General features: G+C 69.6%; 23 protein-coding genes and 5 pseudogenes. 16 read left to right on the top strand and 12 right to left on the bottom strand.

The genetic code is table 11. The annotated features are described in order from the left end of the window. Positions 1 to 70 precede the first annotated feature (70 nt). From FGD71_RS03945 to FGD71_RS03965, 5 genes are all read left to right on the top strand, one after another. On the top strand, positions 71 to 733 hold the full coding sequence (locus FGD71_RS03945; RefSeq protein WP_205571089.1) for an RraA family protein: 663 nt from the start codon (positions 71 to 73) through the stop codon (positions 731 to 733). Continuing rightward, the gene (locus FGD71_RS03950) at positions 733 to 1,398 is read left to right on the top strand and encodes an RraA family protein (protein WP_119098972.1); all 666 of its coding nucleotides are present in this window, start codon (positions 733 to 735) and stop codon (positions 1,396 to 1,398) included. The genes FGD71_RS03945 and FGD71_RS03950 overlap by 1 nt, the downstream gene beginning before the upstream one ends. Next, a complete protein-coding gene (locus tag FGD71_RS03955) occupies positions 1,395 to 2,030 on the top strand; it encodes an RraA family protein (protein WP_119098973.1) in 636 nt (211 codons plus the stop codon). The genes FGD71_RS03950 and FGD71_RS03955 overlap by 4 nt, the downstream gene beginning before the upstream one ends. 55 nt (positions 2,031 to 2,085) lie before the next feature. Continuing rightward, a complete protein-coding gene (locus tag FGD71_RS03960; protein ID WP_119098974.1) occupies positions 2,086 to 2,907 on the top strand; it encodes an alpha/beta fold hydrolase in 822 nt (273 codons plus the stop codon). 164 nt (positions 2,908 to 3,071) lie between these two features. Next, the gene (locus FGD71_RS03965; RefSeq protein ID WP_119098975.1) at positions 3,072 to 3,905 is read left to right on the top strand and encodes a YihY/virulence factor BrkB family protein; all 834 of its coding nucleotides are present in this window, start codon (positions 3,072 to 3,074) and stop codon (positions 3,903 to 3,905) included. Positions 3,906 to 4,340: 435 nt separating this feature from the next. Here FGD71_RS03965 and FGD71_RS03970 read toward each other — a convergent pair whose 3' ends face one another. Next, entirely contained in the window at positions 4,341 to 4,475 is a 135-nt protein-coding gene (locus FGD71_RS03970) for a hydrophobic protein (RefSeq protein WP_119098976.1), read from the bottom strand. A gap of 567 nt (positions 4,476 to 5,042) precedes the next feature. On the opposite strand from FGD71_RS03970, the gene FGD71_RS03975 reads away from it, so the two are divergent. The 4 genes from FGD71_RS03975 (at position 5,043) to FGD71_RS03995 (ending at position 7,520) form a co-directional block, all read left to right on the top strand. Beyond that, on the top strand, positions 5,043 to 5,321 hold the full coding sequence (locus FGD71_RS03975; protein WP_119098977.1) for a hypothetical protein: 279 nt from the start codon (positions 5,043 to 5,045) through the stop codon (positions 5,319 to 5,321). A gap of 284 nt (positions 5,322 to 5,605) precedes the next feature. Continuing rightward, complete coding sequence (locus FGD71_RS03985; protein ID WP_119098978.1) at positions 5,606 to 5,962, top strand: PRC-barrel domain-containing protein; 357 nt, start codon at positions 5,606 to 5,608, stop codon at positions 5,960 to 5,962. Positions 5,963 to 6,002: 40 nt separating this feature from the next. Beyond that, positions 6,003 to 6,362, top strand: coding sequence for an ANTAR domain-containing protein (locus tag FGD71_RS03990; protein ID WP_119098979.1), 360 nt, complete (start codon positions 6,003 to 6,005; stop codon positions 6,360 to 6,362). Between the two features lie 339 nt (positions 6,363 to 6,701). Then, positions 6,702 to 7,520 (top strand): SigB/SigF/SigG family RNA polymerase sigma factor, encoded by an 819-nt coding sequence (locus tag FGD71_RS03995; protein WP_119098980.1) that lies wholly within the window; start codon positions 6,702 to 6,704, stop codon positions 7,518 to 7,520. Between the two features lie 227 nt (positions 7,521 to 7,747). Here FGD71_RS03995 and FGD71_RS48410 read toward each other — a convergent pair. The 10 genes and pseudogenes from FGD71_RS48410 to FGD71_RS04050 form a co-directional block, all read right to left on the bottom strand. Further along, positions 7,748 to 7,943, bottom strand: a pseudogene (locus tag FGD71_RS48410) (transcriptional regulator); the annotation flags it as partial. A gap of 125 nt (positions 7,944 to 8,068) precedes the next feature. Continuing rightward, the gene (locus tag FGD71_RS04005; RefSeq protein ID WP_119098981.1) at positions 8,069 to 9,598 is read right to left on the bottom strand and encodes a helix-turn-helix domain-containing protein; all 1,530 of its coding nucleotides are present in this window, start codon (positions 9,596 to 9,598) and stop codon (positions 8,069 to 8,071) included. Positions 9,599 to 9,736: 138 nt separating this feature from the next. Beyond that, positions 9,737 to 9,931 (bottom strand): annotated as a pseudogene (locus FGD71_RS04010) (DUF4236 domain-containing protein); the annotation flags it as partial. 598 nt (positions 9,932 to 10,529) lie between these two features. Then, the gene (locus FGD71_RS04020; RefSeq protein WP_119098982.1) at positions 10,530 to 11,705 is read right to left on the bottom strand and encodes an acyl-CoA dehydrogenase family protein; all 1,176 of its coding nucleotides are present in this window, start codon (positions 11,703 to 11,705) and stop codon (positions 10,530 to 10,532) included. 202 nt (positions 11,706 to 11,907) lie between these two features. After that, positions 11,908 to 13,158, bottom strand: coding sequence for an MFS transporter (locus FGD71_RS04025; protein ID WP_119098983.1), 1,251 nt, complete (start codon positions 13,156 to 13,158; stop codon positions 11,908 to 11,910). Positions 13,159 to 13,602: 444 nt separating this feature from the next. Beyond that, a complete protein-coding gene (locus FGD71_RS04030; RefSeq protein WP_240436381.1) occupies positions 13,603 to 14,793 on the bottom strand; it encodes a cytochrome P450 in 1,191 nt (396 codons plus the stop codon). A 10-nt stretch (positions 14,794 to 14,803) separates the two neighbouring features. Continuing rightward, on the bottom strand, positions 14,804 to 15,934 hold the full coding sequence (locus tag FGD71_RS04035; RefSeq protein WP_119098984.1) for an NAD(P)/FAD-dependent oxidoreductase: 1,131 nt from the start codon (positions 15,932 to 15,934) through the stop codon (positions 14,804 to 14,806). Then, positions 15,931 to 16,125 carry a ferredoxin gene (locus tag FGD71_RS04040; protein ID WP_119098985.1) on the bottom strand — a complete coding sequence of 65 codons (195 nt, stop codon included), beginning with the start codon at positions 16,123 to 16,125 and terminating at the stop codon, positions 15,931 to 15,933. The genes FGD71_RS04035 and FGD71_RS04040 overlap by 4 nt, the downstream gene beginning before the upstream one ends. Before the next feature lies 1 nt (position 16,126). After that, positions 16,127 to 16,372, bottom strand: a complete 246-nt coding sequence (locus FGD71_RS04045) for a hypothetical protein (RefSeq protein ID WP_240436382.1) — start codon at positions 16,370 to 16,372, stop codon at positions 16,127 to 16,129. A gap of 204 nt (positions 16,373 to 16,576) precedes the next feature. Further along, positions 16,577 to 17,224, bottom strand: a complete 648-nt coding sequence (locus tag FGD71_RS04050) for a TetR/AcrR family transcriptional regulator (protein WP_119098986.1) — start codon at positions 17,222 to 17,224, stop codon at positions 16,577 to 16,579. A 199-nt stretch (positions 17,225 to 17,423) separates the two neighbouring features. Between FGD71_RS04050 and mhpA the strand changes: the two genes are divergently transcribed. From mhpA to FGD71_RS04080, 6 genes and pseudogenes are all read left to right on the top strand, one after another. Then, the gene (gene mhpA, locus FGD71_RS04055) at positions 17,424 to 18,980 is read left to right on the top strand and encodes a bifunctional 3-(3-hydroxy-phenyl)propionate/3-hydroxycinnamic acid hydroxylase MhpA (RefSeq protein WP_119098987.1); all 1,557 of its coding nucleotides are present in this window, start codon (positions 17,424 to 17,426) and stop codon (positions 18,978 to 18,980) included. Then, a complete protein-coding gene (locus FGD71_RS04060) occupies positions 18,977 to 20,068 on the top strand; it encodes an alpha/beta hydrolase family protein (protein WP_119098988.1) in 1,092 nt (363 codons plus the stop codon). Before mhpA ends, FGD71_RS04060 begins: the two co-directional genes overlap by 4 nt. Positions 20,069 to 20,076: 8 nt before the next feature. Next, a pseudogene (locus tag FGD71_RS04065) lies at positions 20,077 to 20,939 on the top strand (dioxygenase family protein). Further along, entirely contained in the window at positions 20,936 to 21,988 is a 1,053-nt protein-coding gene (locus FGD71_RS04070) for a maleylacetate reductase (RefSeq protein WP_119098989.1), read from the top strand. Before FGD71_RS04065 ends, FGD71_RS04070 begins: the two are co-directional and overlap by 4 nt. A 73-nt stretch (positions 21,989 to 22,061) precedes the next feature. Next, positions 22,062 to 22,655 (top strand): annotated as a pseudogene (locus tag FGD71_RS50050) (EthD domain-containing protein); the annotation flags it as partial. Next, positions 22,537 to 22,872 (top strand): hypothetical protein, encoded by a 336-nt coding sequence (locus tag FGD71_RS04080; protein WP_420878235.1) that lies wholly within the window; start codon positions 22,537 to 22,539, stop codon positions 22,870 to 22,872. The pseudogene FGD71_RS50050 and the gene FGD71_RS04080, both read left to right, overlap by 119 nt. Before the next feature lie 294 nt (positions 22,873 to 23,166). Here FGD71_RS04080 and FGD71_RS04085 read toward each other — a convergent pair. Continuing rightward, a pseudogene (locus FGD71_RS04085) lies at positions 23,167 to 23,550 on the bottom strand (TnsA-like heteromeric transposase endonuclease subunit); the annotation flags it as partial. A 289-nt stretch (positions 23,551 to 23,839) separates the two neighbouring features. On the opposite strand from FGD71_RS04085, the gene acnA reads away from it, so the two are divergent. After that, entirely contained in the window at positions 23,840 to 26,557 is a 2,718-nt protein-coding gene (gene acnA / locus FGD71_RS04090) for an aconitate hydratase AcnA (RefSeq protein ID WP_119098990.1), read from the top strand. Positions 26,558 to 26,621 lie beyond the last annotated feature (64 nt).

The raw sequence follows: 26,621 nt of genomic DNA on the forward strand, positions 1-26,621 counted from the left end.
CGCCAAGCCTCTTACTGATAGAGGAAATCAGACCTTCCGAATATAGCCGGAGGCTGTTGCAGTGGGAGACATGAGCAACTCATCTCTCCTGGATCGCTTCGCGGAGCTGGACTCCGCGGCGGTCAGCGACGCGCTCGACCAGCTCGGGCTGCCCGCCGGCGTCGGCGGCATCCGCCCGGTGTGGGGACCCGCGGCCGTCGTCGGGTTCGCGGTCACCGTCGAACTCGAACCGCGTGCCGACGGCCCGGCCGACGCTCACATCGCCACCACCGCCATCGAGACGGCCGACGACCAGAGCGTGATCGTCGTCGACAACCAGGGCCGCACCGATGTGTCCTGCTGGGGCGGCATCCTGAGCCTGGGCGCGGCGCAGCGCGGCGTTCGCGGTGTCGTCGCCGACGGCGTGTGCCGCGATGTGGCGGAGGCCCGCGAGCTGGGCTTCCCAGTGTTCTCACGCGGTGCGATCCCGGCCACGGCTCGGGGCAGGCTGCGGCAGCGTTCCACCGGTGAGTCCGTCGAGGTCGCGGGGCTCACGGTCGAGCCGGGCGATGTCGTGGTCGCCGACGAGACGGGTCTCGTCGTCGTTCCGCGGGAGCGGGCCGCGGAGGTTGCCGGAATCGCCACCGGGATCGTGGCGCGGGAGCGCGCGATCGCGGACGAGGTTCGCGCGGGGGCCCGCCTCTCCCACGCCATGCACGACGCCCGCCTCGCCGGAGAGAAGGAGACGGCGTGATGACCAGCGCTCCCTCCCTGTCGGACCGTGGCGCCGACCTGTCCACCGCGTCGGTCTCCGACGCCCTCGACTCGCTCGGGCTGCCCGGCTCCCTCCACGGCATCGGCGCGCTGCACCAGGGCCGGCGGACCGTCGGGCCGGTCTTCACCGTGACCTACGAACCGGTCGACGAGACGGGTGGCACCGTCGGTGACTTCCTCGACGACGTCCCCGCCGGCGCGGTGATCCTGATCGACAACGCGGGCCGCACCGACTGCACGGTGTGGGGCGGCATCATGAGCGAGACGGCCCACGAGCGCGGCATCGCGGGCACGGTCATCCACGGCACCTGCCGTGACGTCGCCGTCGCGAACACCACCGGTTACCCGGTCTGGTCGGTCTCCCGGTTCATGCGGACCGGCAAGGACCGGGTCCGGGTGGCCGCGGTCCAGACAGCCGTCACCATCGACGGCGTCGTCATCCACCCCGGCGACATCCTCGTGGCCGACGACGACGGTGCTGTGGTCGTCCCGGCCGCCCGCTGGGACGAAGTCGCCGACCTCGCACGGCACATCGACCGCGTCGAAGAAGCCATCGTCCAGGTCGTCCGCGACGGTGCGACGCTCGCCGAGGCGCGCGCCCGGCATGGCTATCACGCGCTCCAGACCCGGAAGGACCCCTCGTGAACGACGGCGTCACGAACTGCGAGGTCACGCACGACCTCGCCCGCGGGCACTCCAGCGCGACGCTGCTGGAGGCGTCCAAGCTCGGCATCGCCCTCTCCCCGGAGCTGCGGTCGCTGTGGGCCGGCGCCCGGCTGTGCGGCCCGGCGTTCACCGTGCAGGGCGCCGGAGGCGACAACCTCGCCCTGCACCACGCCGTACTCCAGGCCCCGCCCGGATCCGTGCTGGTGGCCGACCTCGGCGGCGCCCGCTTCGGCCACTGGGGCGAAGTCCTCACCGTGGCCGCACAGCACCGCCGCCTGGCCGGACTGCTCATCGACGGCGGCGCACGCGATGCCGCGGAGATCGAGGCGCTCGGCTTCCCGGTGTTCTCGCGCAACGACTCCATCCTCGGCACCCGCAAGGACTTCCGCGGCGTGTTCGGGCGTCCCGTCACGGTCGGCGGCATCACGGTCCGCACCGGCGACCTCGTCGTCGGTGACGGCGACGGCGTCGTGGCTCTTCCCTCGGCCGAGGCCGACCGGATCCTCGACCGTGCCGATGCCCGGGTGGCGCACGAGCGGGAGCTGATGGCGCGGGTGCGGGAAGGCCGTAGCACGCTCGAGCTGTACGACCTCGAAGGCGCCGGGCGGTGACGTCGATGGCGGACAACCCGGTCTTCGCCGTGGCAAATCCCGAGGAGGAGGCACGTTGAGCCCCGTCAACAAGCTCGAACCCTTCACGCTCCCCCTCACCGTCGGAGGAACCCGCATCGACGTGGCCGGTCTCCACCGCGACGGCACCGGCACACCCCTGGTGTTCCTCCATGGCTTCGGCTCGACCAAGGAGGACTACGCGGACGTCATCCAGCAGGAACGACTCGCCGACCACCCCGTCCTCGCCTACGACGCAGCGGGCTGCGGCGCCACCACCTGCGCGGACCTCGACGCCGCGTCCGTCCCATTCCTGGTCTCCGTCGCCGAGCAGGTCCTCCGGGCGCGGGGGATCGACCGGTTCCACCTCGTCGGCCACTCGATGGGCGGCCTGACCGCACTCCTGCTCGCGGACAGCGACCCCGAGAGGATCGCGAGCTTCACCAACATCGAGGGCAACCTCGCCCCCGAGGACTGCTTCCTCAGCCGACAGATCGTCACCCACGCCCACGACGACCCCGACGCCTTCCTCACCCGGTTCGCCGAACGCGTCGGCGGGTCACGCTTCCACGCCGGCAGCCTGTACGCCGCTAGCCTTCCCCACAAGGTCCGAGCAGGAGCGGTCAGGGCGATCTTCGAGTCCATGGTCGCCCTCTCCGACCACGGCAAGCTGCTCGACCGGTTCCTCGGACTCCCCCTGCCCCGGATGTTCATGTACGGAGAACAGAACAACTCGCTGTCCTACCTCCCGACCCTGGCCGAAGACGGCGTCGAACTCGCCGAGATCAGCCACTGCGCCCACTTTCCGATGTACTCCAACCCACCGCAGATGTGGGCCCGAATCGTCGGCCTCATCTCGCGCGCCGAGACCAATTCCTGACCATGGCCTGCCTCCTGAGCCGCTGATCCCGGCCCGGTGCGAGCTGCCCCCTGCGGGCAGTCGCAGCCCTTGAGCCCGGTACCCCTTTGCTCTTCCTGGTCACGTGGGAATCCCCGCGTCGCGCCCTCGCGCGAAAAGGGTCTCGACCGTGGTAGTCGACAGGCATGCCTATGAAGCCTTCCGGTGCCGCGGACCGTTCGTCTTGGTTCGGGCGGCTGCGCCGTGTGATCAGCCGTTCGCCGGTCGGGCGCGGGTGGCGGCGGGGCAGGAGCATCGAGCTGTGGTCGCCTTCGCTGGGCTTTGCCGCGCTGGGGTTGCTCACGCTGGTGCCGCTGCTGATCATCGTCTCCTCTGCCGATCCCGAGCATGGGCGGGGGTTCGCGCAGTGGCTGGGGGAAGGGCTCGGCGTATCCGCGGCCTCCATGCAACGGGTCGAGCAGTTGTTCACCAGGCCCGGCCAGGCCCTGCGGACCACGACCGCGTTCGGTATCGCAGCCCTTGCCGTGTTCGGCCTGACCTTCGGGGCGGCGGTGCAGACCGGCTACGAGAAGGTCTGGGACGTGCCGCCGGCCCGCTGGTGGGCCAGGTGGCGGCATGTGGTGTGGCTCGGCGTCCTCACCGGATACCTCTTCGTCTCCGCCACCACCACGCTGCGCCGCCTACCCCTGGCAGGTGGGGCCGTGGCCTCACTGAGCGCCGTGCTGCTCCTCTGGTGGTCCCAGCACCTGCTGCTCGGCGGGAGGATCCTCTGGCGTGCGCTATTGCCCGGCGCCGTGGCCACCGTGGTCGGGCTGCTCGGCCTGAGGGTCTTCTCCAGGATCGTCTTCTCGCCGTTGATCGCATCCAACGCCGTCACCTACGGCCCCGTGGGAACCGTCCTGGTCATCCAGTCCTGGCTGGTCGGCGTGGGTGTCGTCGTCTTCGGCGGGGCGCTGGTCGGCCGACTGCTGTACGAAGAACTCCCGCGGGTGGCACACACACTGAGACGGCGCAGGTGAGACGCGGCCCCGAACCGTCGTGCCGCCGCAGCCGGCACACGTCGAGCCAGTGAGGCGCCGTGTGGCAGGGCGGTGATCTGGTCCTCGAACTGTTCGCCGATGGGGAAGACGCGGTCCCTTACCAGGCACGCCGGCAGTGCGTCCCTGTTCGCGGGCCTCGGGGACAGCGGCCGCTCCGTGAGGGAACGTGCCGCTCGACGCGCTCGCCGAGTTCCCGCTCGGCTGCCCGGACACCGCCGTCGTGGCGGGCGACGGCACGGGCGTACTCCGGGCCCGAAGCGCCCCTTCAACCCGCGCCCCCCCGCACCCGTCCGCGTCCGAAGTGCCGCCCATTCCTGTCGGCTCATTGAGTGTTGAGGCCGGCCGGCTGACGTCCACGCGACGTGGGCACCACACGGGACGTCGTTCCCGCGGGGGGATGGGGCGTGGAGTGGGTCATCTGCGGCCGCGGCTGTGCCGGCGCCTGCCGTCGCTGCGTCCGCGCACGGCGAAGCCGACGAGCCCGAGGGCCAGCAGGACGGCCGCGACCCACCACAGGGGCTGCATGGTGAAGCCGAACCCGAAGACCACCAGGATCAGCAGAAGGAGGGAGTTCTGAGGGCTGGGCAGGGGCCGCCGGGATGAACGGAGCCTCGGTGGGGGCTTCGGCCGGCTCGGCCGGCGGCGTCGGCAGGATGTGGTCCTCCCACCAGGACAGGGCCATCACGATGGCAAGCAACACGAAGGGGGTCGAAGCGGGGAGGATCAGCGCGTACATGTGTACCGCCTGTGGGATACGTGCGACGCGGCGGGCAGCAGATCGGTGCCCGCTTGGAGCACAACGGGGACACGCCAGGATCACGTGACGATGGACGCGTGCGGGAACGGCCTCGCTCGTGACGCGGCGGGTTCCGGCACCGATGCGCAGGGTGCGCCCCCTGGGGAGCGCGCTGGCGGTGCGGCGCTGCCGGGGGCAGGGGCGGCATCTCGCACGCTAGCCCTTGCGGCAGTTTCCCGACAGGTGTCAAGCAGCCATCCACGCAAGGCAGGACGCGGTGACGTCGCACGGTATCCGCAACCTTTGAGCAGGGCTACGCTGTGGGGTGAGGCCCCAGTCCCCGGTATCGACGCTGTGTCACGCTCCCGGGGAGGCCCACCGTGTTCGTCCTGCTCCTCATCCTCATCGCGGTCCTGTTCGGCTTCGGCTTCCTCGATCCCATCTGGTGGGTGGCCGCGGCGGTGCTGGTCTACGGCGTCACCCGCCAAGGCCGCGACCGTGGCGGAGGCCGGAGTCGTAGCGGCAGTTCCGGTCTCGGGGACTACCGGGACTACCAGGAGCGCCGGAATCGTCAGGAACGCTGGGAGCGCCGCTACAGCCGTCAGCACCGGGCGCGCTGGAGGCGCGAGGACCGTCGGGACCGCGAACGCCGCGGGTGAGCCGTGAAGTGGTCCAAGGAGCGGCGGGATCTGCGGGCCGAGGCCGCGTGGGGGAACGCGCCTGCGGCACAGGATGCCGTCGCACTGCGAGCCGGGAACCAGCAGCTGCGGCGGGCGCCGGCCGGCCGTGCGGTCATCGACCAGGCCCGCGGCGCCGCCTGGGAGGGCAAGCCGTTCCCGGTGCGGATGCAGCGGCGCCGCGTCGTGCGCTGCGGCCATTTCACGCGCAAGACCAGGGGTGCGACTCACGATCCCCAGGCAGGTTGTCCAACTAGGGAGAGACCATGATTCACGCAGCCGACGTCCGAGAATGGCGCAACCGCGATGTCGTTGACGCCGAGTCACGCAAGATCGGTGTCCTTGAGGCGGTCTATGTGGACACCACCACCGACGAGCCGGCGATGGCCACGGTACGGACCGGACTGCCCACCCGGCACCGTCTGGTCTTCGTCCCCATCGAGAACGCGATCGCCGGGCCGGGCTATCTCAGGGTCGGCTATGTCAGAACGCTGGTGAAGCAGGCCCCTTCGATCGGCACCGACGACGTGCTGCTCGCCGGGCAGGAGGAAGCGATCTTCAAGCACTACGGACTGGCCTACAAGCCCGGTGCGGCCGGAGAACGGCAACTGGCGCGTCGCTGACCACCTATGAACGGGATGACTGCTCTGTGAGGTACGGACCATGCACCAGGTGACCCCGCCCCGTGTGGAACAGCGGTTGTTGAGGACTGTGCCTTCAGCGGGGGATGCGGCTCTGCTGGCCGAGGTCGTCGAACTGCGCGCCAAGAACGAGCAGCTGGGGCGAGCGATGGCGAGCCATGCGGTGATCGACCAGGCGCGCGGCATGGTGATGGCCCTGGCGCCGTGTTCCAGCGAGAGAGCCTGGGACCTGCTGGTGGGCGTGTCGCAGCATTGCAACATCAAGCTCCGGGACGTGGCCGCGGCTCTGGTCGCCACGACGAAGGACCGGTCGCTCCCGGAACCAATACAGCGCGAGCTGCGCCGAGCACTGCGGCGCCTCCACGCGGCGGACCGGAGATGACGGACTACGTGCCCAGCGGACGGCACCGGGAGCTGTAGGCCCAACTCTCCGGTGCCTTCGTCCAGGACGGCCGTCGGACGTGCCTGTTGTGTTGCCCGCGTCGTGGATCCCAAACACCGGTCAAGTGGTTCCTCGTCCGTACTGCCTGATCACTGCTTCGCTGTCGACACTTCGCCGGAAGTCGGTTGCCCTGTTTGAAGGCGGGCTGCCCGGGAACCCGTCCGAGGTGCTTCGGACCGGAGGCACGCCCGTGGGAGCAGCTGTCGCTGCTCCCCAACGCGATGCGGTCTGCCGGCTCCCACTGTGAGCGACGCCACCGATCAGGGGAGACACGGGCCCATGCCGCACACACGCACGCGGAGCCCACGAAGCGCACGCCCCTACGACGACGCACCGGACACCGATGCCGCCTTTCGCCGTATCGCCGCCCTGCCGGACGGCCCGGAGAGGTCCGCGCTGCGGCAGGAGGTGGTGTGTGCCTGGATGCCGATGGCCGTACGGCTCGCCCGGCGCTTCCGCCATCGCGGCGAGACCTTCGAGGATCTCAAACAGGTCGCCCAACTCGGCCTGGTCAAGGCGGTAGCCCGCTTCGACCCCAGTCGCGGCACCGCCTTCCCGGGCTTTGCCATACCGACGATCCTCGGCGAGGTGAAGCGGCACTTCCGTGACGAACTCTGGGTCGTGCATGTGCCGCGGCGCGTACAGGAACTACGCGGCCGGGTCCGCTCCGCCGGCCATGAGTGCTCGTCGCGGGACGGCCACGAACCCTCCGTCCACGAGATCGCGGCGCACACCGGCCTGACCGAGGCGGAGGTACGAGTGGGCCAGGGGGCGCTGGGGAGCTTCGCCGCCCTGTCCCTGGACGCTGCGCCCGGCCGCTCCGCGGACGGCACTCCACTGACCGACACCCTCGGTGGCCTGGACCCCGGCTTCGACCTGATCGTCAACCGCGAGGCGCTCCGGCCGTTGCTGCGGGCCCTGCCCGAACGCGAACGGCAGATTCTCTACATGCGGTTCTTCTGCGAGATGACGCAGGACCGCATCGCGCTGCAGCTCGGTCTCTCGCAGATGCACGTCTCCCGGCTGATCACCCGCATCTGTGCACGCCTGCGCGAGCAGGCCATGGCCGACAGCCACGATCGGGGGACGGCACCGTGACGACATCCCGGGTGCACGGGCGGCGCCGGACCACCACCGGACCACCAGGGGACGGTGCATCCGGCCGTCCGGATGTACCCGCGGGGGCCGTTCCCTGCCGGCCGGCAGGGCCCTGAGGACCGGGGCGATCCCGTTCCGTCCCCATGCACGCAATCGCCTTCGCGCTGCGGATGCTGTTCATCGCGGCCGGCACCGAGTGTGGGTCAGGTCCTCAGACCGGCGGGGGGTTCGGAGCTGGCCTGTTCGATCAGCACCCGGCTGTTCAGCGCCGTCTGCAGCTGCTCGTTGAGCACCGTGCTGCGCTGAGCGGTGCGCTGTTGCAGCAGGCTGATGGTGGCGACGTCTGCCAGCGCCTGGGCGATGAGTGGGGACGAAGCGTGGCCAGCGGTCGATCTCCCGGGTCAGGTCGTGGATGATCACCGGTGTGAGTGGAACGAACAGTCGGTGCCCAAAGTCCCAGCGAAGCCCCAGAAGTGCCGCCGCACCCTGCCCGGACCCTCATTCATACAGGTCAAGCGGGGTGCGGTGGCTTTCCTTCGAAGGGGTCTTCAGATGTCCCGGAAGATCTCGATCTGCGCCCCGACCGTGTTGAGCCGTTCGGCCAGGTCCTCGTAGCCGCGGTTGATGACGTACACGTTCCGCAGCACCGATGTCCCCTCGGCCGCCATCATCGCCAGCAGGATGACCACGGCCGGCCGCAGGGCGGGCGGGCACATCATCTCGGCGGCGCGCCAGCGGGTCGGGCCCTCGACCAACACCCGGTGCGGGTCGAGGAGTTGGAGTCGCCCGCCGAGTCGGTTGAGATCGGTCAGGTAGATCGCACGGTTGTCGTAGACCCAGTCGTGGATCAGCGTCTTGCCCTGGGCCGAGGCCGCGATGGCCGCGAAGAACGGGACGTTGTCGATGTTCAGTCCCGGGAACGGCATCGGGTGGATCTTGTCGATCGGCGCCTCCAGTTTGGAGGGCCGGACCGTCAGGTCGACCAGTCGCGTCCGGCCGTTGTCCGCGAAGTACTCCGGCGTACGGTCATGGTCGAGGCCCATCTCCTCCAGCACCGCGAGCTCGATCTCCAGGAACTCGATGGGTACACGACGGACCGTCAGCTCGGACTCGGTGACGACGGCGGCGGCCAGCAGGCTCATCGCCTCGACCGGGTCCTCCGAGGGCGAGTAGTCCACGTCCACATCGATGGTGGGCATGCCGTGCACGGTGAGTGTCGTGGTGCCGATGCCCTCGACGCGTACGCCCAGCGCCTCCAGGAAGAAGCACAGGTCCTGGACCATGTAGTTGGAGGACGCGTTGCGGATGACGGTCACGCCGTCGTGGCGGGCGGCGGCGAGCAGCGCGTTCTCGGTCACCGTGTCGCCGCGCTCGGTGAGCACGATCGGCCGGGCGGGGGAGACCGACCGGTTCACCTGGGCGTGGTAGAGCCCCTCGGTGGCGGCGATCTCCAGACCGAACCGGCGCAGCGCGATCATGTGCGGCTCGATGGTCCGCGTACCGAGGTCGCAACCGCCCGCGTACGGCAGCTTGAAGTGGTCCAGGCGGTGCAGCAACGGGCCGAGGAACATGATGATCGAGCGCGTACGGCGGGCCGCCTCCGCGTCGATGGCGTCCAGGTCGAGGTCCGCCGGGGGCACGATCTCCAGATCCACCCCGCCGTTGACCCACCGGGTGCGCACGCCGATGGAGCCGAGCACCTCCAGAAGGCGGTACACCTCCTCGATGCGGGCCACGCGGCGCAGCACGGTGCGCCCCTTGTTGAGGAGGGTGGCGCACAGCAGTGCCACGCATGCGTTCTTGCTGGTCTTCACGTCGATGGAGCCGGAGAGCCGACGGCCGCCGACCACCCTCAGATGCATCGGACCCGCGTATCCCAGCGAGACGATCTCGCTGTCCAGGGCTTCACCGATTCGGGCGATCATCTCAAGGCTGATGTTTTGGTTTCCGCGCTCGATGCGGTTCACGGCGCTCTGACTGGTGCCGAGCGCCTCGGCCAGCTGCGTCTGTGTCCAGCCACGGTGCTGACGGGCGTCACGGATGAGCTTGCCGATGCGTACGAGGTAGTCGTCTGCCATAGAGGCAGGCTATCTCAGATATGAGATTCCGCCTCTCGAGGGGTCCATTGGGGTGACGGTCCTTCAGGAGTGACCCCTGTGGCGCCTGGTGAGGAGGGTGCCGCCCCGACGGCGCCCGGCGAGGATGCCGCCGCGGCGGCGCCTGGTGGCGGTGTGCGTCTTGCGCCACCCGAAGGGCCCGGGCAGATCCATCGACGTGGTCCGGCGCCCGGTGCTGCTGTGGGTGCGCCGCGGCCCGTGCCGGCCGCCCGTGGTGATCGACCAGGAGCGCCGGTTGATGTTCAGGCGCACTCCCGGCAGGATCCGGAAGCTCTTGCGGAAGGTGAGGGGCATGAATGGCTCCTTTCGTCCGCGAGCGGGTACCCCGGAAGTGGCGCACCACGCCGTACGGGTGACGGGGGCCACCGACTGTCCTTTGCCATCGAACTTAGTCGGCGAGGAGCTTCTGGCCAGCGGCGACTAAGTTCGATGGCAAAGGTGATCAAGCGAACTAGATGATCTGCTGGGGCAGTAGGGGAAGAGGTGGCGCAGGTGGGCACGGGCATGGCGGAGCCATTTGGCCTCGGGAGGTGTAGCCGAGTATGGCCTGCATCGTGGCGAGGGTGACCAGTCGCGTCAGAGGCGGTCTCGAGGGCGAAATACAGACGTCGCAGAGAGCCTCGTGCGTCATACGTGCGTCATCGCCACAGCTATGCGTAAGAAGCGCGCGGAGCGCGATCGATGCCCTGACCACAGGTACGCGGTGGCAGGCCGTGCCGCTGGGAGGTGCGAGTTGCCGACTTCCTCTCTCGAAGCGCCGCGGAATCGAGGGGCAACGCCAGAAGCCCCCTGACCAGCAAGCGCCAGATCAGGGAGCGTGGGGAGTCCCGAGCATCGGGCAATGTCGGAGACGGTGTGAGCGGGCTCCTGGCCCATGTGTGTCCTCATCCGGTCATCGGTGGTGTCTGACTCCACCATCACGCGAAGAGACATCGCTCACCAGATGCCGCCCGACGATCTCCTTCATGATTTCGGTGGTGCCCCCGTAAATGGTGGTGACACGGGCGTCGGCGTAGGCCCGGGCGATCGGGTACTCGCGCATGTACCCGTAGCCGCCGTGCAGTTGGAGACAGCGGTTGATGACGCGGTTCTGCAGTTCGGTGGCCCACCACTTCGCCTTGGCGGCGTCGACGGCGGTCAGCGTGCCCGTGTTGAGGGCGAGTACACACTGGTCCAGGTAGGCACGGGTGACGTCGATCTCTGTCGACAGCTCGGCGAGCGTGAACCTCGTGTTCTGGAAGTCCGCGACAGGCCGGCCGAAGGCTCGCCGTTCCCCGGTATACGCGAGCGTCCAGGACAGGGCGGCCTCGGCCGCGGCCAGGCCGTAGTACGCGATGGACATGCGCTCCTTGGGCAGCCGCTGCATTAGGTGCCGGAGTCCGGCGCCTTCGGTGCCCAGCAGGTTCTCCGCCGGTACGCGTACGTCGTCGAAGAACAGCTCGGACACGTCCTCACCGCGCTGCCCGAGCTTGTCCAGGCAGCGGCCCCGCGTGAACCCGGGCATCCCGTCCTGGACGAGGAACAGGCTGAACTCACGTTCCCGGGTGCGTGCGACGGTCACCACGACGTTGGCGTGCGCGCCGCCGGTGATGAACGTCTTGCTGCCGGTCAGGACCCAGTGGCCGCCCTGGCTCACCGCCGTGGTCCTGATACCGCGCAGGTCGCTGCCGGCCTCGGGCTCGGTCATGGCGATGGCGCTGCGGAGTTCACCCGAGCAGAGACCGGGCAGCCATCGACGTTTCTGTTCGTCTGTACCGAGGTCTGCCAGATATGGTGCGACGAGATCGTCGAAGCCGCCGAACGCGGCGTTCACCGCCGCCGCGCCCACCCTGGCGAGCTCGTCGATGAGCACACAGCGGAACCTGTAGTCGCCCGTGCCTCCGCCGCCGTACTCCTCGGGCACCGCGAGGCCGAGCAGTCCCAGGCCGCCTGCCTTGGTCATCAGCTTCGGGTCGATGCGGCCCGCCTGCTCCCATTCCTCCACGTGCGGGGCGATCTCGCGGTCGACGAAGTCGCGGACCATGGACCGGAAGTCCTCGTGGTCGTCGGTGAACAGTGAGGATCGCATACGGCATCGCCTCGTATCGGGGGCAAGGGGGAAGGGACGGCTGCGGGATGCCGCTACGCGTAGTGGCGGTGGATCGCGGAGGCAACGCGGGCGGGCTTCTACGTGCCCTCCACTTCGATGGTGTAGGGCAGGCGAATCTCTACGCTGTTGCCCTTCTGACAGGGACGTTGGCTGGACAGACCCGTTCCTGGCAGGCGGGCGGTCAGCCGGTCTGTTGCTGTGGCAGGCGGTGGCCGCCGCTCGGGGTCCGGTGTCGGGCGGTCAGTGCCAGTCCCGCGGCCATGACGATCGCGGCGGCGCCGAGCAGCCCGACTGCGGTGGCCAGGCCGCCGACTGCGCTGGAGAGGGCGAGCAGCACCAGCGGGCAGAGGAACGCGCCGATGAAGAACGCGGCGGTCCACAGTCCGGTGCCGCGACCTCGGTCGGCGAACTCGAGCTTCGACATGGCGATGGTGAGCATGGACGGCAGCAGCAGGCCGGTGCCGAAGCAGTTGGCGACAGCGCCGATGATCAGCACCACAGGGTTGCCCGCGAAAGCGATCACGGCGAATCCGGCGGCGCAGATGGCGAAGATTACGGGCAGCATGAGCTCAGCGGATCGGCGCAGACGTGTGAAAGTGATCGCGCCGGCCACGGTGGCGGCGCTCGCGACGGCGGTGGCCAGCCCGATCATGCCCGGGTTCTTCACGCCCAGGCCGTCCATCAGGAACGCCATCTCCACCGGGACGGCGTAGAACACCACACCGCCGAAGACGGAGATGGCGCAGATTCCCAGCAGCGGTCGCCACGGGTAGGGACGGTTTCCCGCATCGGCGGTGGCCTCGGTCTCGGCCGAGCCGGTGGGCTTGGGCAGGAAGGCGGCCATGGCTGGGGCGAGTAGCAGGCTGACGGCGTAGATCCAGAACGGCGCCCGCCAGCCGGCGGAGCCGACCGCGCCTCCGATGACGAAGAACGCGGTCGCCGAGGCGGAGGCGCACATCGTCTGCAGCGCCAGATACCGGTCCCGGACGCGGCCGGAGTAGTAGTCGCCGATCAGCGTGGTGCAGCAGGTCAGGATGGCGGCCTCGGTGACTCCGACCAGGGCGCGGCTGGCGATGATGCCGGGCAGCGAGTCGAGCCACAGCGGGGTGGTGCCGAACACCGCGTACAGCACGGTCGCGACCACGAGCAGGCGCTTGCGTCCGAGCCGGTCCACGATGACGCCCGCGAAGGGTGCCAGCAGCGCCAGCGAGAGGGCCGGTGCGGTGAGGGCCAGCGCGACCAGCGCCTCGACGCCGGGCACGGCGGCGAAGTGGGCCTGCATCCTCGGCAGCACCGGGGCGATGAGGATGGCACCCATGACCGGCAGGCAGCTGCCGGCCATCAGGAGGAAGACGCGCACCAGGTGGGCAGGGCCGGACGGTCTCTGCTCTGCAGGGGCGGTGCCGACTGCTGCGGCTACGGATTCGGACATGCTGAAACTCCATTCCGCTGGGGCGATGGGGGGTGGCAAGACTTTGCCGTCGCGCCGGGGGGCGACTCGGCCGTCAAGGCGGCTGTCGGTCTTCAGAGCCGGACATCCGGCGTGGAGGTGTGGGAATCAGAGATGACTGGGAGCCAACCCACGTGGACGTTCGGATTCCATGCGGCCGATAATCCGGAAGGGGTCATCTGTCCCATAGATGCCCTCACCAGAGGGCCGGGGCTTCACGCGAGGGATGGTAGTGATTGCAGTGTTCCGACCGGTTGTCCGAGCGACCCGGTTGCGGAGCATGGGGTCTGGGCGATTCCTTGGGTTTCGAAGGCGGGCACGCCCTTCAGCAGCTGGCTCGGCCTCGACGGTGCGAGGGCGGACCGTAGCGGCGATGCCTGCCTTCGTGGTGGTCGGCGTCCGGGAGGGACACTCGGCTGCCGAACGTCAGAGCACGACGTCGAGTCGGGCCGGGCGGCGGATCATGACCAGGCCCTCAGGCGGCTCGCGGTGGTAGCCGGGAGCGAGCCGCAGTTCGGGGAAGCGGTCCAGCAACTGCTCCAGGACGACGCGGGCCTGAAGTCGGGCCAGCGGCGCGCCGAGGCAGGTGTGGATGCCGTATCCGAAGGTCATGGTGGTGGCCTGTCCCATGGGCCGGTCCAGCGAGTAGTCCGCGGCGTCGGCGCCCCAGGCCCGTTCGTCCCAGTTGGCGGACTGGAGGCTGACGGCGAGGCGGTCGCCGGGCTTCACGGGACAGCCGGAGATCTCCTGTTCCTGCGTGACCGTACGCAGCACGTACTGCAGGGGCGCGTCGTGGCGCAGTGACTCCTCGATCGCGGCGGGGACGAGCGACCGGTCGGCGATGAGGCGTTCCCAGCGGGTGCGGTCGACGAGCAGCTCGTGGAGCAGATTGGTGATCAGACTGGCGGTGGTGTCCGTGCCGGCCAGGATCAGCTGGAAGGAGTGGATGACGGCCTCTACCGGGGTGAGCGGTGTCTCGCCGTCGGCGGGGTGCGCGAGACCGTCCAGGACGTCCGCCCCGGTGGGCGGGGCGGCGGCGCGGGCGGCGAGCTGCTCTCCGAGATAGCCGGTGAGGGCCAGGAACTCCGGCATGTCGGTGCGGAGTTCGGGGAGGATGTCGTCGATCGCATCGGCCCACTGGTGCAGACGCTCCCAGTCCTGCTCCGGCAGACCGAGGAAGGCGTACACGACCCGGGTCGGGATCTGACGGGCCAGGTCGGTGTAGATCTCGGCCTTCTGACCGGGCTGCCAGGCATCCAGGACATCGGCCACGATCTCACGCACGCGCGGTTCCTGCGCGCGGAGCCGGGCCGGAGCGAACCAGCGCCTGAGACGCCCGCGCAGCGCCGTGTGGTAGGGCGGGTCCGCCATGGTGATCGGAACCGCGGGGAGGTCGGCCGTCCTGGTGCCGCCTTCCAGGGCGAAGTTGTCGACGGACGGGTATGTCTCGTGGTCGGTGAGCACGTCCCGTGCGTCCTCGTGGCGGGCGAGGAAGTGCACACCGGGGCGAGGCTGGGACACCGGGCAGCGGTCACGGGCTTCGGCGAGCCGGGCCGCGGGATCGGCGTGGTGGGCAGGATCGATCGGATCGTAGGGGGCGTGGTGCGGGTGAGCCATGGTGACGTCCTTACGCACGGGCTGGGGCAGGGGCGGGAACCCCGGCGCCGAGTCGCTTGAGTTTGATGACGGGGAGGCGGTGGTTGACGGCGACGGCTGTGGCCGTGCCCCCGTCGTGGTGCCATTGGAGGAGCACGCTGCGGTCGCTCACCGAGCCGGCGAGGATGTCGGGGGCCCCGGTGAGCGGCAGTTCGCCGCTGATCTTGATGTCGAGTCCGGACTGCTCGGTCCAGAAGTACGGGTCCGGTCGGTACGGCCGCGCCGACGCGCCCCGCAGCAGGCCGACCGCGGCTGCCCGGCCCTGCTCGACAGCGTTGGTCCAGTGGGGAGTTCGGCGTCCCTGCCGTGACACGACGTCACCGGCGGCGACCACGCCGGGAGCGACGCGGCAGCACGCGTCGGCGATCAGGCCACCGCCGGCGTCCAGCGGAAGGCCGGAGTCCCTCAGCCATTCGGTGTTCGGCACGTCGCCCACCGCGCACACGATCACGTCGGCCTCCAGGACCGACTCGCCGCAGCGCACGCGGTGTTCGCCCACCATGGTGACGCCGTCCGGCGCAACACGGACACGTATGCCGTGGTCCCGCGCGGCCTCGACGGCGAGATCGGCCAGCCACGGCCCGAGCAGCCTGAGCAGCGGCGGGACGAGGTCGACCACGGTGACCTCCAAGCCGAGTGCGCGGCAGGTCGTGGCGACCTCCATGCCGAGGAAGCCGCCGCCCAGCACGATGGCGCTGCGGGCCGTGGCCAGCCGGGAGGCGAGGGCCTCGGCGTCGTCCAGGGTGCGCACCACCAGGTCGGCGCCGCCAGTCAGGCGGCGTGCCCTTGCCCCGGTGGCGACGACCAGCCCGTCGTACGGCACCTCGGCACCGTCGGCCAGCGCCACCGTGCGGCCGCGGGCGTCCAGCCGTACGGCCCGCGCCCCAGTACGGAACTCGATGTCCTCGCCCGGCGCGGGGAGCAGGGCCGATTCCGCGGGTTCCCGGCCGGCGAGGACGCCCTTGGACAGCGGGACGCGGGAGTAGGGCTGGTGAGGTTCTTCGGACAGGACGGTCACCTGTCCGTCGAAGCCCTCGGCCCGGAGGCTCTCCGCCGCCGTCAGCGCGGCGATGGACCCGCCGACGACAACTATCCGCCTCACGGCTGTACCTTCAGCGCCGCGACGGGGCACACCCGTACGGCGGCGGCGACGGCCCTCTCGTCCTCCGGGGCCACATCCTCGTGGGTCAGGTGCAGCTCGCCCTCGTCGTCCAGCCGGAAGACCTCGGGCGCGGTCTGCTCACACAGCCCGTGCCCCTCACAACGGTCGAAGTCCACCACGATCCTGGACATCTCACTGGCCTTCCGTGCGTACTCTGACGGGCAGCGAAGCCATGCCCCGGATGACGTTGTCGAGCTGGTCGGCCGGAGCCGCGCGGACGTGGTCGTAGCGGGGAAGGCCCCAGGCGTCGTATGTGGTCAGCCGTACCGAGGGGCCGACTTCCCGGAGCTCGCCCAGCGGCGCGGGGTACGGGTCGTGCAGGACGTCGTCGGCGAACAGGCCGACGTCGGAGGTGGGTAGAGGCGATGTCGCATGCATCGACAACTCTCCTTCGAGTTGCTCGGGCCACGACGGAGCTCCGGACGTGGGAGAGGGCCTGAGCCGTCGGCACGAGGGTGTGGGAAGCGAAGAGAGCGAACCTGTGTGAGTCAACACTCACACTTGTGGTGAGCATGAGCTCACAACCACTCGTGCCGCGTCAAGCCCTGTGCGAGCACTGGTGCGCAACGGCGAGCCAGGAGGTCAGTGGCCGTCCGGGGTGCCGAGGAGGTAGGAGATGACGGCGGTCTGGAGGTGACTGCGCAGCTCGTTCCAGGGCAGTGGGCGGTCGGATTCGAGGAACTCGCCCTGGGTGACGCGGTGCGCGATCGTGGCGTAGACCAGACGGAAGGCGAAGTCCAGCGCGGCCGCGGGATCCGGGTGCGCGACGGGGATGTGACGCAGAGCCTCGGCGAAATTGCGGTTGCCCTCGACGCTGACGCGCGAGCCCTCGACCCGTACCGCTTCGTGCCGGGTGCCGAGCAGCAGGAAGACACGGAGCAGGCCCTCGTGTGCGTGGAAGGCGTCGGTGATGGCGCCGACCGCCTCTGCGATCGCCACGGCCGGATCGCGCAGGAGGCGCAACCGCTCCATGGACACGCGCTGCGTGATCTCGGCCTGGAGGTTTTCGGTGAAGGCGTGCTGGATGGCCAGCAGGAGTCCTTCCTTGTCGCCGAACCGGCGGTAGATGCTGCCGACCGCCATGCCGGCCCGCTCGGCGACCGCGGCCACGGTCAGCGCGTCCGCTCCGCCCTCTTCGAGCAGCGCGTACCCGGCCTGAGTGAGGTCCTGTTGCGAACGGCGACTGCCTTCCCGGAGGGCGGCAGGCCTGCGGGTGTGGGACTCGGTCATCTGCGCAGCTTATCGACCGGGCCCTTGACGTCCATGTTGCCGTCGTGTGAATCTCACTTCACTCAAAGTGTGAATCCGAATTCACATGGAGCTGCGAATTCACACGAAGCTGCGGCGTGCACCGCACGGTCGAGCCGCACCCCTCTCGTTCCCACCACGACCCCTCGCAACGGCGCGGGGCTGTTCCTGGAGGTGTTTCATGGCTCCGCTCTATGACATCGCCGTCGTCGGCTACGGTCCGACCGGACTCACCGCGGCGTCCCTGCTCGGCCGGCTCGGCCACCGGGTGGTGGTCTGCGAACGCTGGCCGGCTCTGTACGGGCTGCCCCGGCTCACCCACATCGACGACGAGACCGCCCGGACCGTCCAGGCGGCCGGCGATGTCGACGAGGCGCTGCGGGACTCGTCCCCGTGCGAGTACCTGTGGGTCAACGGCAAGGGCGAGACGCTGGTGCGCATCCCTGCGACCCCCGACGGCCCGATGGGATACCCGGACCACATCTCCATGTACCAGCCGGACGTGGAGCAGGCGATCGACAAGCGGTTGCGCGGTTACGGCACGGTCGACGTCCGCCAGGGCTGGGCGGTCACCGGACTCGACCAGGACGACGACGGCGTCACCCTGCGCCTGTGCGGCTGGAACGCCGAGACAAGCTGTGCGGATGGTCCGCGTGACGAGGTCCGGGCCCGCTATGTGATCGCCGCCGACGGCAGCCGCAGTGGGGTGCGGGACCTGCTCGGCGTGGAGCGCGAGGATCTCGGGTTCAACGAGAGTTGGGTCAACATCGACACCGAGTGGCTGCGCCCACAGCCACCGGAGTTCGCCTACGGCACCCAGTACTGCGATCCCGCGCGCGGGCACATGACCATCAACATCGGCACAACCCGCCAGCGCTTCGAGTTCGCCGTGCTGCCGGGCGAGTCCCGGGAGGAGATGACCGCCCCGGAAACCGCCTGGCGGCTGCTGCGGGAGTACCACGACCTGGGCCCGGACGACGTGCGGATCACCCGGCAGCTGGTCTACGGCTTCGAGGCCCGCATCGCCACCCGCTGGCGCACCGGCAGGGTCTTCCTGACCGGCGACGCCGCCCACACCATGCCCCCGTACCTCGGCCAGGGCGCGTGCAGCGGCATCCGTGACGCCACCAACCCCGCCTGGAAACTCCACCTCGTCCTCGGCGGCCTGGCGCCCGACGCGCTCCTGGACACCTACGAGAGCGAGCGCCGCCCGCACGTCACCGCCCTCACCCACGCGGCGATCGGCCTCGGCAAGGTCGCCAACACGCACGACACCGAGGCCGCGGCTGCCCGGGACGCGGCCTTCTTCGCCGGCAAAGTACCCCCGCCGCCCCCGTTCCCGCCGCTGAGCGGCGGAGTGCTGCGCAAGGGAGCCGGCACGCCGGCCGGCACCCTCACCCCACAGGGCCGCATCCGTCTGCCCGACGGAAGCCCCGGACGCCTCGACGACCTGACCGGATACGGCTTCACCCTCGTCACCGCCGAGGATGCCACCACCGCCCTCGGGCCGGAGCGGCTCGCCCGGCTGGAGCGCCTGGGCTGCGCCGTGGTCGCCCTCGACACGGTCGACGACCTCGACGGACGGCACCGGGAGTACCTCCAACTGCTCGGCGCGGTCGCCTACCTGGCACGCCCCGACTTCGTGCTGTTCGGTACGGCAGCCGACACCACGGACCTCGGCGCGCTCGTGGACGACCTGGACGACGCACTGTCCGGCACGGCCAAGGCGGTCGCATGACGGCCCCGGTCCCCGGGACGGCTTCTCTGCCGCCGCTGGTCGCCGCCCAGCACCGGGCCATGCCCTTCACCCGGCTCACCGACTGCGGCATGGACCCCGCCGACGCCCGACGGCTGCTCGCCGACACCACGGCCGGGACACCGTGGCAGGACGCCGCCGCGGCCATCGCACAGACGCAGCTGGAACGGGCACGGGTGGCGGAAGAGTCGGGGCACCGTACGACCGCCCGGCAGGCGTACCGATACGCCTCCGCGGCCTGGATGTTCGCGCAGATGGCGCACCAGAGCGACACCGCGGAGAAACGGGAGTTGTACGCCCGGCACACCGCCGCGACCGCCGCTCTCGCACCCGCCGTGGAGCGCGTGGAGATCCCGCACCGCGACGGACGGCTCGGCGGCTGGCTCTGCCTGCCGCCGACCGGCAAGGCCCAAGCCACCGTCATCGTCTGGGGCGGGCTCAGCGGCTGGGGCGCCGCGTACCTGCCCGTCGCCGACGCCTATACGGCACGCGGCCTGGCCTGCCTGCTCGCGGAAGGCCCCGGCCAGGGCGAGTCACGGCTGCGCCACGGACTGTACGTCGACGAGCACGTCACCGACGGCTTCGCCCGCTTTCTCGACCTGGTCGGGGCCGACAGCCGCCTCGGCGGTGCGATCGGAGTGCAGGGCGTCAGCTTCGGCGGCCTGTTCGCCGCCCACCTGGCCGCCTCCGACCCGCGCGTCGGCGCGGTGGTGGTCAACGGAGCCCCGGCCGCGCCCACGGTTCCCGAATACCGCACCGCCCGCGAACAGATGGCAGCCGTGGTCGGCAACGACGACCCGGACCGGGTGACCGAGGTCATGGACGCCCTGCGCTTCGACCCGGACAAGCACCGCATCACCTGCCCCCTGCTCCTGCTGCACGGCGGCCAGGACCCCTTGGCCCGCTACGAGGACCAGGAGCCCTTCCTGCGCGCCGCCGACCCCGCCGCCGCGGCCGTCCGCATCTGGCCCGACGGCGAGCACACCCTCTACAACCACGCGGCCGAACGCGACGCGTTCACCGGGGACTGGTTCAGCGACCACCTTGTCGGCGCCGGCCGCAGCAGCTAGGAGCATCCATGGACTTCACCGTCGAGTCCGCCACCGACGCGGTGGTGGAGAGCTTCCGGGCAACCAAGGACCAGCGGCTGCGGCAGGTCATGGAGAGCCTGACCCGCCACCTCCACGACTTCGTACGGGACATCGAACCCACGATCCAGGAGTGGGAGGCCGCGATCGGTTTCCTCACCGCCGTCGGCCAGAAGTGCGACGACACCCGCCAGGAGTTCGTCCTGCTCTCCGACATCCTGGGTGTCTCCATGCTCGTCGAGACGATCAACGGGGCCGAGGAGGGAACCGAGAGCACCGTCCTCGGCCCCTTCCACATGACCGAATCCCCCCGCCGCGAACTCGGCGACTCCATCGACCTCCTCGGCACCGGCCGTCCCTGCGTGGTCTCCGGCCGAGTGCTCGCCGCCGACGGATCCCCGCTGCAGGGCGCCGAACTCGACGTGTGGCAGTGCTCTGAGGATGGTTTCTACGACGTGCAGCAGCCCGACGTGCAGCCTCCGGGCAACGGGCGCGGCCTCTTCCGCACGGACGAGCACGGCCGCTACTGGTTCCGCACCGTCGTCCCTTCCCACTACCCGATCCCCACCGACGGTCCCGTAGGCCGCCTCCTCGAAGCCACCGGCAGGCACCCCTACCGGCCCGCCCACATCCACTTCATCGCCGGCGCCGAGCGTCACCGGCCGGTCACCACGCACGCGTTCGTGGCCCCTACGTCGACTCGGACGCCGTCTTCGCGGTCAAGCGGGGCCTGATCACCGACTTCACCGAGTCCCACGACGAGCAGGACGCCGAGCGCTTCGGCGTGACCGCGCCCTTCAGCCAGGCCAGGTTCGACATCGTGCTCGCCCTGGAGGAGAAGGCGACGCGATGACCTTCACCTACGAGGCTCTGCCCATGCGGGTGGTCTTCGGCCCCGGCAGTCTGCGCCAACTGGCCGAGGAAGCCGAGCGGTTGGGCCTGCGGCGGCTGCTGGTGCTGTCCACCCCCGGCCAGCGCGCCCTCGCCGAGCGCGCGGCCACCCTGCTGGGCGACGCATGCGTCGGGCTGTTCACCGAAGCCAGGATGCACGTGCCGGTCGAAGTCGCCGAAGCGGCCCGCGCGGCCGCCCGCGAGGCCCGCGCGGACGGCTGCCTGGCCATCGGCGGCGGCTCCACCGTCGGCCTGGGCAAGGCGATCGCCCTGACGTCCGGCCTGCCCGTGATCAGCGTGCCCACCACCTACGCCGGCTCGGAGATGACCACCGTGTGGGGACTCACCGACGACGGGCGCAAGCGCACCGGCCGCGACGGGGCCGTCCTGCCTCGCAGCGTGGTCTACGACCCCGAACTCACCGTCGGCCTCCCCGTGGACGTGTCGGTGACCAGCGGCTTCAACGCCATCGCTCACGCCGTCGAGGCCCTGTACGCGCCCGACGCCTCGCCGATCGTGTCCCTGATGGCCGAGGAAGGGGTGCGCTCACTGGCCGTGTCCCTGCCGGTCATCGCCGCCGACCCCGGCGACATGCGGGCCCGCACCAACGCGCTGCGCGGGGCGTGGCTGTGCGGAGCCTGCCTGGGAGCCACGACCATGTCCCTGCACCACAAGCTGTGCCACATCCTCGGCGGCACCTTCGACCTGCCCCACGCCGCTACCCATACCGTTTTGCTCCCGTACGTCGCCGCCTTCAACCTCCCCGCCGCACCAGCCGCCGAGCAGGCCCTGAACCGCGCCTTGGCCACGGACGACGTGCCGAAGCACCTCGCGCGGGCATCCGCCGAACTCGGCGCTCCACGCTCACTGGCCGAACTCGGCCTCACGGAGCGCGACTTCGACGAGATCACCGCCCAGGCACAGGCCCAGCCCTATGCCAACCCACGACCGGTCACCGAAAAAGCCCTCCGCTCGCTCCTCACCCAGGCCCTGAAAGGAACCCTCGCCTGATCAAGTCGGTGGCCGCCGTACGGCGGCGCCCCGCTATGACGCACAACGAGGACGCCGACTACATCGAGAACGTGCACGGCGGGATAGCAGTCGCCAACAAGCTGACGTGCGCAAGTACGTCCAGAACCACGTCCTCAACGGCGCCTACGGAGCGCTCGGGGACGTCGGTTACCAGGTGACGCTGCGCCGCGATTCCGTGACCGAACTGTACTTCGACGACCTCGAGTCCATGGGGCAGACCTTCGCGGACCCGTACGCACACGAGCTCGTCGGCCCCGCCGCCTCGCCGAGTTGTACGCACCCGATCAACGACCCGAGACCAGTACCCCGAGGCCCAGCAGTACATGCTGCCCATGGTCGACTGCGAGAAGTGTTCACTGGCAAGAGGGCTGGGAAGACCCTGGAAGCCATTACCCACAGTGACAGACCACGAGTATCCGATCCTCTTTCGCCCTCCAACCGCCCCCTTGGACCACACCACCAGGAGGAACCAGTGTCATACCCGCCAACTGCTCACCCCCGAGGAGAAGCTCGCCGACGCGAAGAAGCTGTTGAGCCTCCCGCGTATCGTCGTGATCTGCGGTTCCACCCGCTTCATGACCGAGATGAACGAGGCCGATCTGCGGGAGACCAAAGCCGGAAAGATTGTCGTCAAACCGGGCTGTGAGATGAAGTCGCCGCACCCACTTTGGTCCGAGCCTGTCGAGGCCGAGGCGCTGAAGGTTCGACTCGACGATCTGCACCGGGCGAAGATCCGGCTCGCGGATGAGGTGCTCGTAGTCGGCGACTACATCGGAGACAGCACACGAGCCGAAATCGCCTACGCCCGGTCGCTGGGCAAGCCCGTGCGGTTCACGCACCCCGAAGTCGACCCTGACGCCTGACCGCCCGCTGCCACCTCGACAACCAGGGCCGACAGCCCGCCGCCTGACCGTCTCGCGGTGGCTTCGGCCGCCGCCCACCCCACGCCCTCCGCAGGCATCCCTTGGAATTGATCATCTAGCGAGACCGAGCTGTGGTGATTCTGGCATTTCGGGCTTCGCGTCGGCGATCTTCTTTGCGCTTCTTGCACATGTAGCCGTTCAAGGTGCCGTAGGAGATGGACATGTTGTGCGTGTCCATGAGCTCGCACCAAATCTCTCGTGTGTTGAGTCCGGATGCGATCAGCGGGTCGATCAGATGCTGGAAACGCGTGCCGAGCCGTCCGCACGGCGCACGAAGTAGTCCGGCGCGTGGCGACGCTCGCGCTCGCCGTCGTGCCAGTGCAGCCAGAACGGCTGCGAGGCGATCCCCACCACCCTGGGATCGAAGTCCATCAGCACCAGGCGGTCCCGCTCCAGCCACGACTCGAAACCGACATGCCGCCCGGTCGTCGCCGCCCAGTACCAGCCCGGGAAGTGACGCTCACCACGCGACCAGCGAAAGGGCCGCACCGCAGGCACGTCCTCGAACCGCGCCGCCGTGCAGTCCCGCAGCGGACGCCGCCGAGACTCGCGTACAGCATCCACGTACGACAGTTCGACGTACGGTCCCGCAAGATCCGCCCCGACCGGTACGGCCACCCAGTACCCCCAGCAGGTCACCTCGTACGACTAGGTTCGCTGGCAAGGAAGCCGGAACGACTGGGTTCGCTGCCAAACGCCTCGACTGGATGACATCGGACACCGACCTCCGGGCATGACCGGGCGGCGGTCATGTACTAGAGTTATCTCGACATCGAGATATCTGCCGAGACGTACCTCAGCCGCCAGACCGGTAAGGGTTACCTAACTTAGCCTTACCTTAGCTGATCGGCCAACCGACGTGGCGGCAGGATGCGGTGGTACGCGCACATGAATGAAGGAGACTGTCGTGTCGGCGAACAGCTTCGACGCCCGCGCCACGCTGAGCGTGGGCGACGAGTCGTACGAGATCTTCCGGCTGGACAAGGTGGAAGGCTCGGCTCGCCTTCCGTACAGCTTGAAGGTGCTGCTGGAGAACCTGCTCCGTACCGAGGACGGCGCGAACATCACCGCCGACCACATCCGGGCGCTGGGCGGCTGGGACTCGCAGGCCCAGCCGAGCCAGGAAATCCAGTTCACGCCCGCCCGCGTGATCATGCAGGACTTCACCGGCGTGCCCTGTGTCGTGGACCTCGCGACCATGCGTGAGGCCGTCAAGGAGCTCGGCGGCGACCCGGCGAAGATCAACCCCCTCGCCCCGGCCGAGCTGGTCATCGACCACTCCGTCATCGCCGACAAGTTCGGCACCCACGAAGCCTTCTCGCAGAACGTGGAGCTGGAGTACGGCCGCAACAGGGAGCGTTACCAGTTCCTGCGCTGGGGCCAGACCGCGTTCGACGAGTTCAAGGTCGTCCCGCCCGGCACCGGCATCGTCCACCAGGTGAACATCGAGCACCTGGCCCGTACGGTCATGGTCCGTAACGGCCAGGCCTACCCCGACACCCTGGTCGGCACCGACTCGCACACCACCATGGTCAACGGCCTCGGCGTCCTCGGCTGGGGCGTCGGCGGTATCGAGGCCGAGGCCGCGATGCTCGGTCAGCCCGTCTCGATGCTCATCCCGCGCGTCGTCGGCTTCAAGCTGACCGGTGAGCTCAAGCCCGGCACCACCGCCACCGACCTCGTGCTGACCATCACTGAGATGCTCCGCAAGCACGGTGTCGTCGGCAAGTTCGTCGAGTTCTACGGCGAGGGCGTCGCCGCCACCTCCCTCGCGAACCGCGCCACCATCGGCAACATGTCGCCGGAGTTCGGCTCGACCGCCGCGATCTTCCCGATCGACGCCGAGACCATCAAGTACCTGAAGCTGACCGGCCGTTCGGAGCAGCAGCTGGCGCTCGTCGAGGCGTACGCCAAGGAGCAGGGCCTCTGGCTCGACCCGGCCGCCGAGCCCGACTTCTCCGAGAAGCTGGAGCTGGACCTGTCGACGGTCGTCCCGTCGATCGCCGGCCCGAAGCGTCCGCAGGACCGCATCGTCCTCGCGAACGCCGCGGAGCAGTTCAAGACGGACGTCCGCAACTACGTCGACACCGTGGACGAGGCGGGCCAGGAGTCCTTCCCGGCCTCCGACGCCCCGGCCGTCGCGCCCAACGGCGCCCCGAGCCGCCCCACCACCGTCACCGCCCCCGACGGCTCGACCTACGAGATCGACCACGGCGCCGTGACCGTCGCGGCCATCACCTCCTGCACCAACACCTCGAACCCCTATGTGATGGTCGCCGCCGCGCTTGTGGCCAAGAAGGCGGTCGAGAAGGGCCTGACCCGCAAGCCCTGGGTCAAGACGACGCTGGCGCCCGGCTCCAAGGTCGTCACCGACTACTTCGACAAGGCGGGGCTGACCCCCTACCTCGACAAGGTCGGCTTCAACCTGGTCGGTTACGGCTGCACCACCTGCATCGGCAACTCGGGCCCGCTGCCCGAGGAGGTCTCGAAGGCGGTCAACGAGCACGACCTGGCGGTCACGTCGGTACTCTCCGGCAACCGCAACTTCGAGGGGCGCATCAACCCCGACGTCAAGATGAACTACCTGGCCTCCCCGCCGCTGGTCGTCGCGTACGCCATCGCGGGCTCCATGAAGGTGGACATCACCAAGGCGGCCCTGGGCACCGACCAGGACGGCAACCCGGTCTACCTGAAGGACATCTGGCCGACCGAGGCCGAGGTCAACGACGTCGTCGCGAACGCCATCGGCGAGGACATGTTCAACAAGTCCTACTCCGACGTCTTCGCGGGTGACGCCCAGTGGCAGGCGCTGCCGATCCCGACCGGCAACACCTTCGAGTGGGACCCGCAGTCCACGTACGTCCGCAAGCCCCCGTACTTCGAGGGCATGGCGCACGAGCCGGCTCCGGTCACCGACTTCTCCGGTGCCCGCGTCCTGGCCAAGCTGGGCGACTCGGTCACCACCGACCACATCTCCCCGGCCGGCGCGATCAAGGCCGACACCCCGGCGGGCAAGTACCTCACCGAGCACGGTGTCGAGCGCCGCGACTTCAACAGCTACGGCTCGCGCCGCGGCAACCACGAGGTCATGATCCGCGGTACGTTCGCCAACATCCGCCTGCGCAACCAGATCGCGCCGGGCACCGAGGGCGGCTACACGCGTGACTTCACGCAGGACGGCGCCCCGGTCTCCTTCATCTACGACGCCTCGCGCAACTACATCGAGCAGGGCATCCCGCTGGTCGTCCTGGCCGGCAAGGAGTACGGCTCCGGCTCGTCCCGCGACTGGGCCGCCAAGGGCACCGCGCTCCTGGGCGTCAAGGCCGTCATCGCCGAGTCGTACGAGCGCATCCACCGCTCGAACCTCATCGGCATGGGCGTCCTGCCGCTCCAGTTCCCGGAGGGCGCCTCCGCCGAGTCCCTCGGCCTGACCGGCGAGGAGACCTTCTCCTTCACCGGCGTGACCGAGCTGAACGAGGGCCGCACCCCGCGCACGGTCAAGGTCACCACGGACACGGGTGTCGAATTCGACGCGGTCGTCCGCATCGACACCCCGGGTGAGGCGGACTACTACCGCAACGGCGGCATCATGCAGTACGTGCTGCGCAACCTGATCCAGAAGTAAGCGGTCGGGTAAGGCGGTCGGGGCCGCGCTCCTCCATAGCGAGGGGTGCGGCCCTTCGCCGTGC

Origin of the sequence: Streptomyces sporangiiformans, assembly GCF_005768555.2 — a bacterium.
GTDB classification, from domain to species: Bacteria; Actinomycetota; Actinomycetes; order Streptomycetales; family Streptomycetaceae; genus Streptomyces; species Streptomyces sporangiiformans.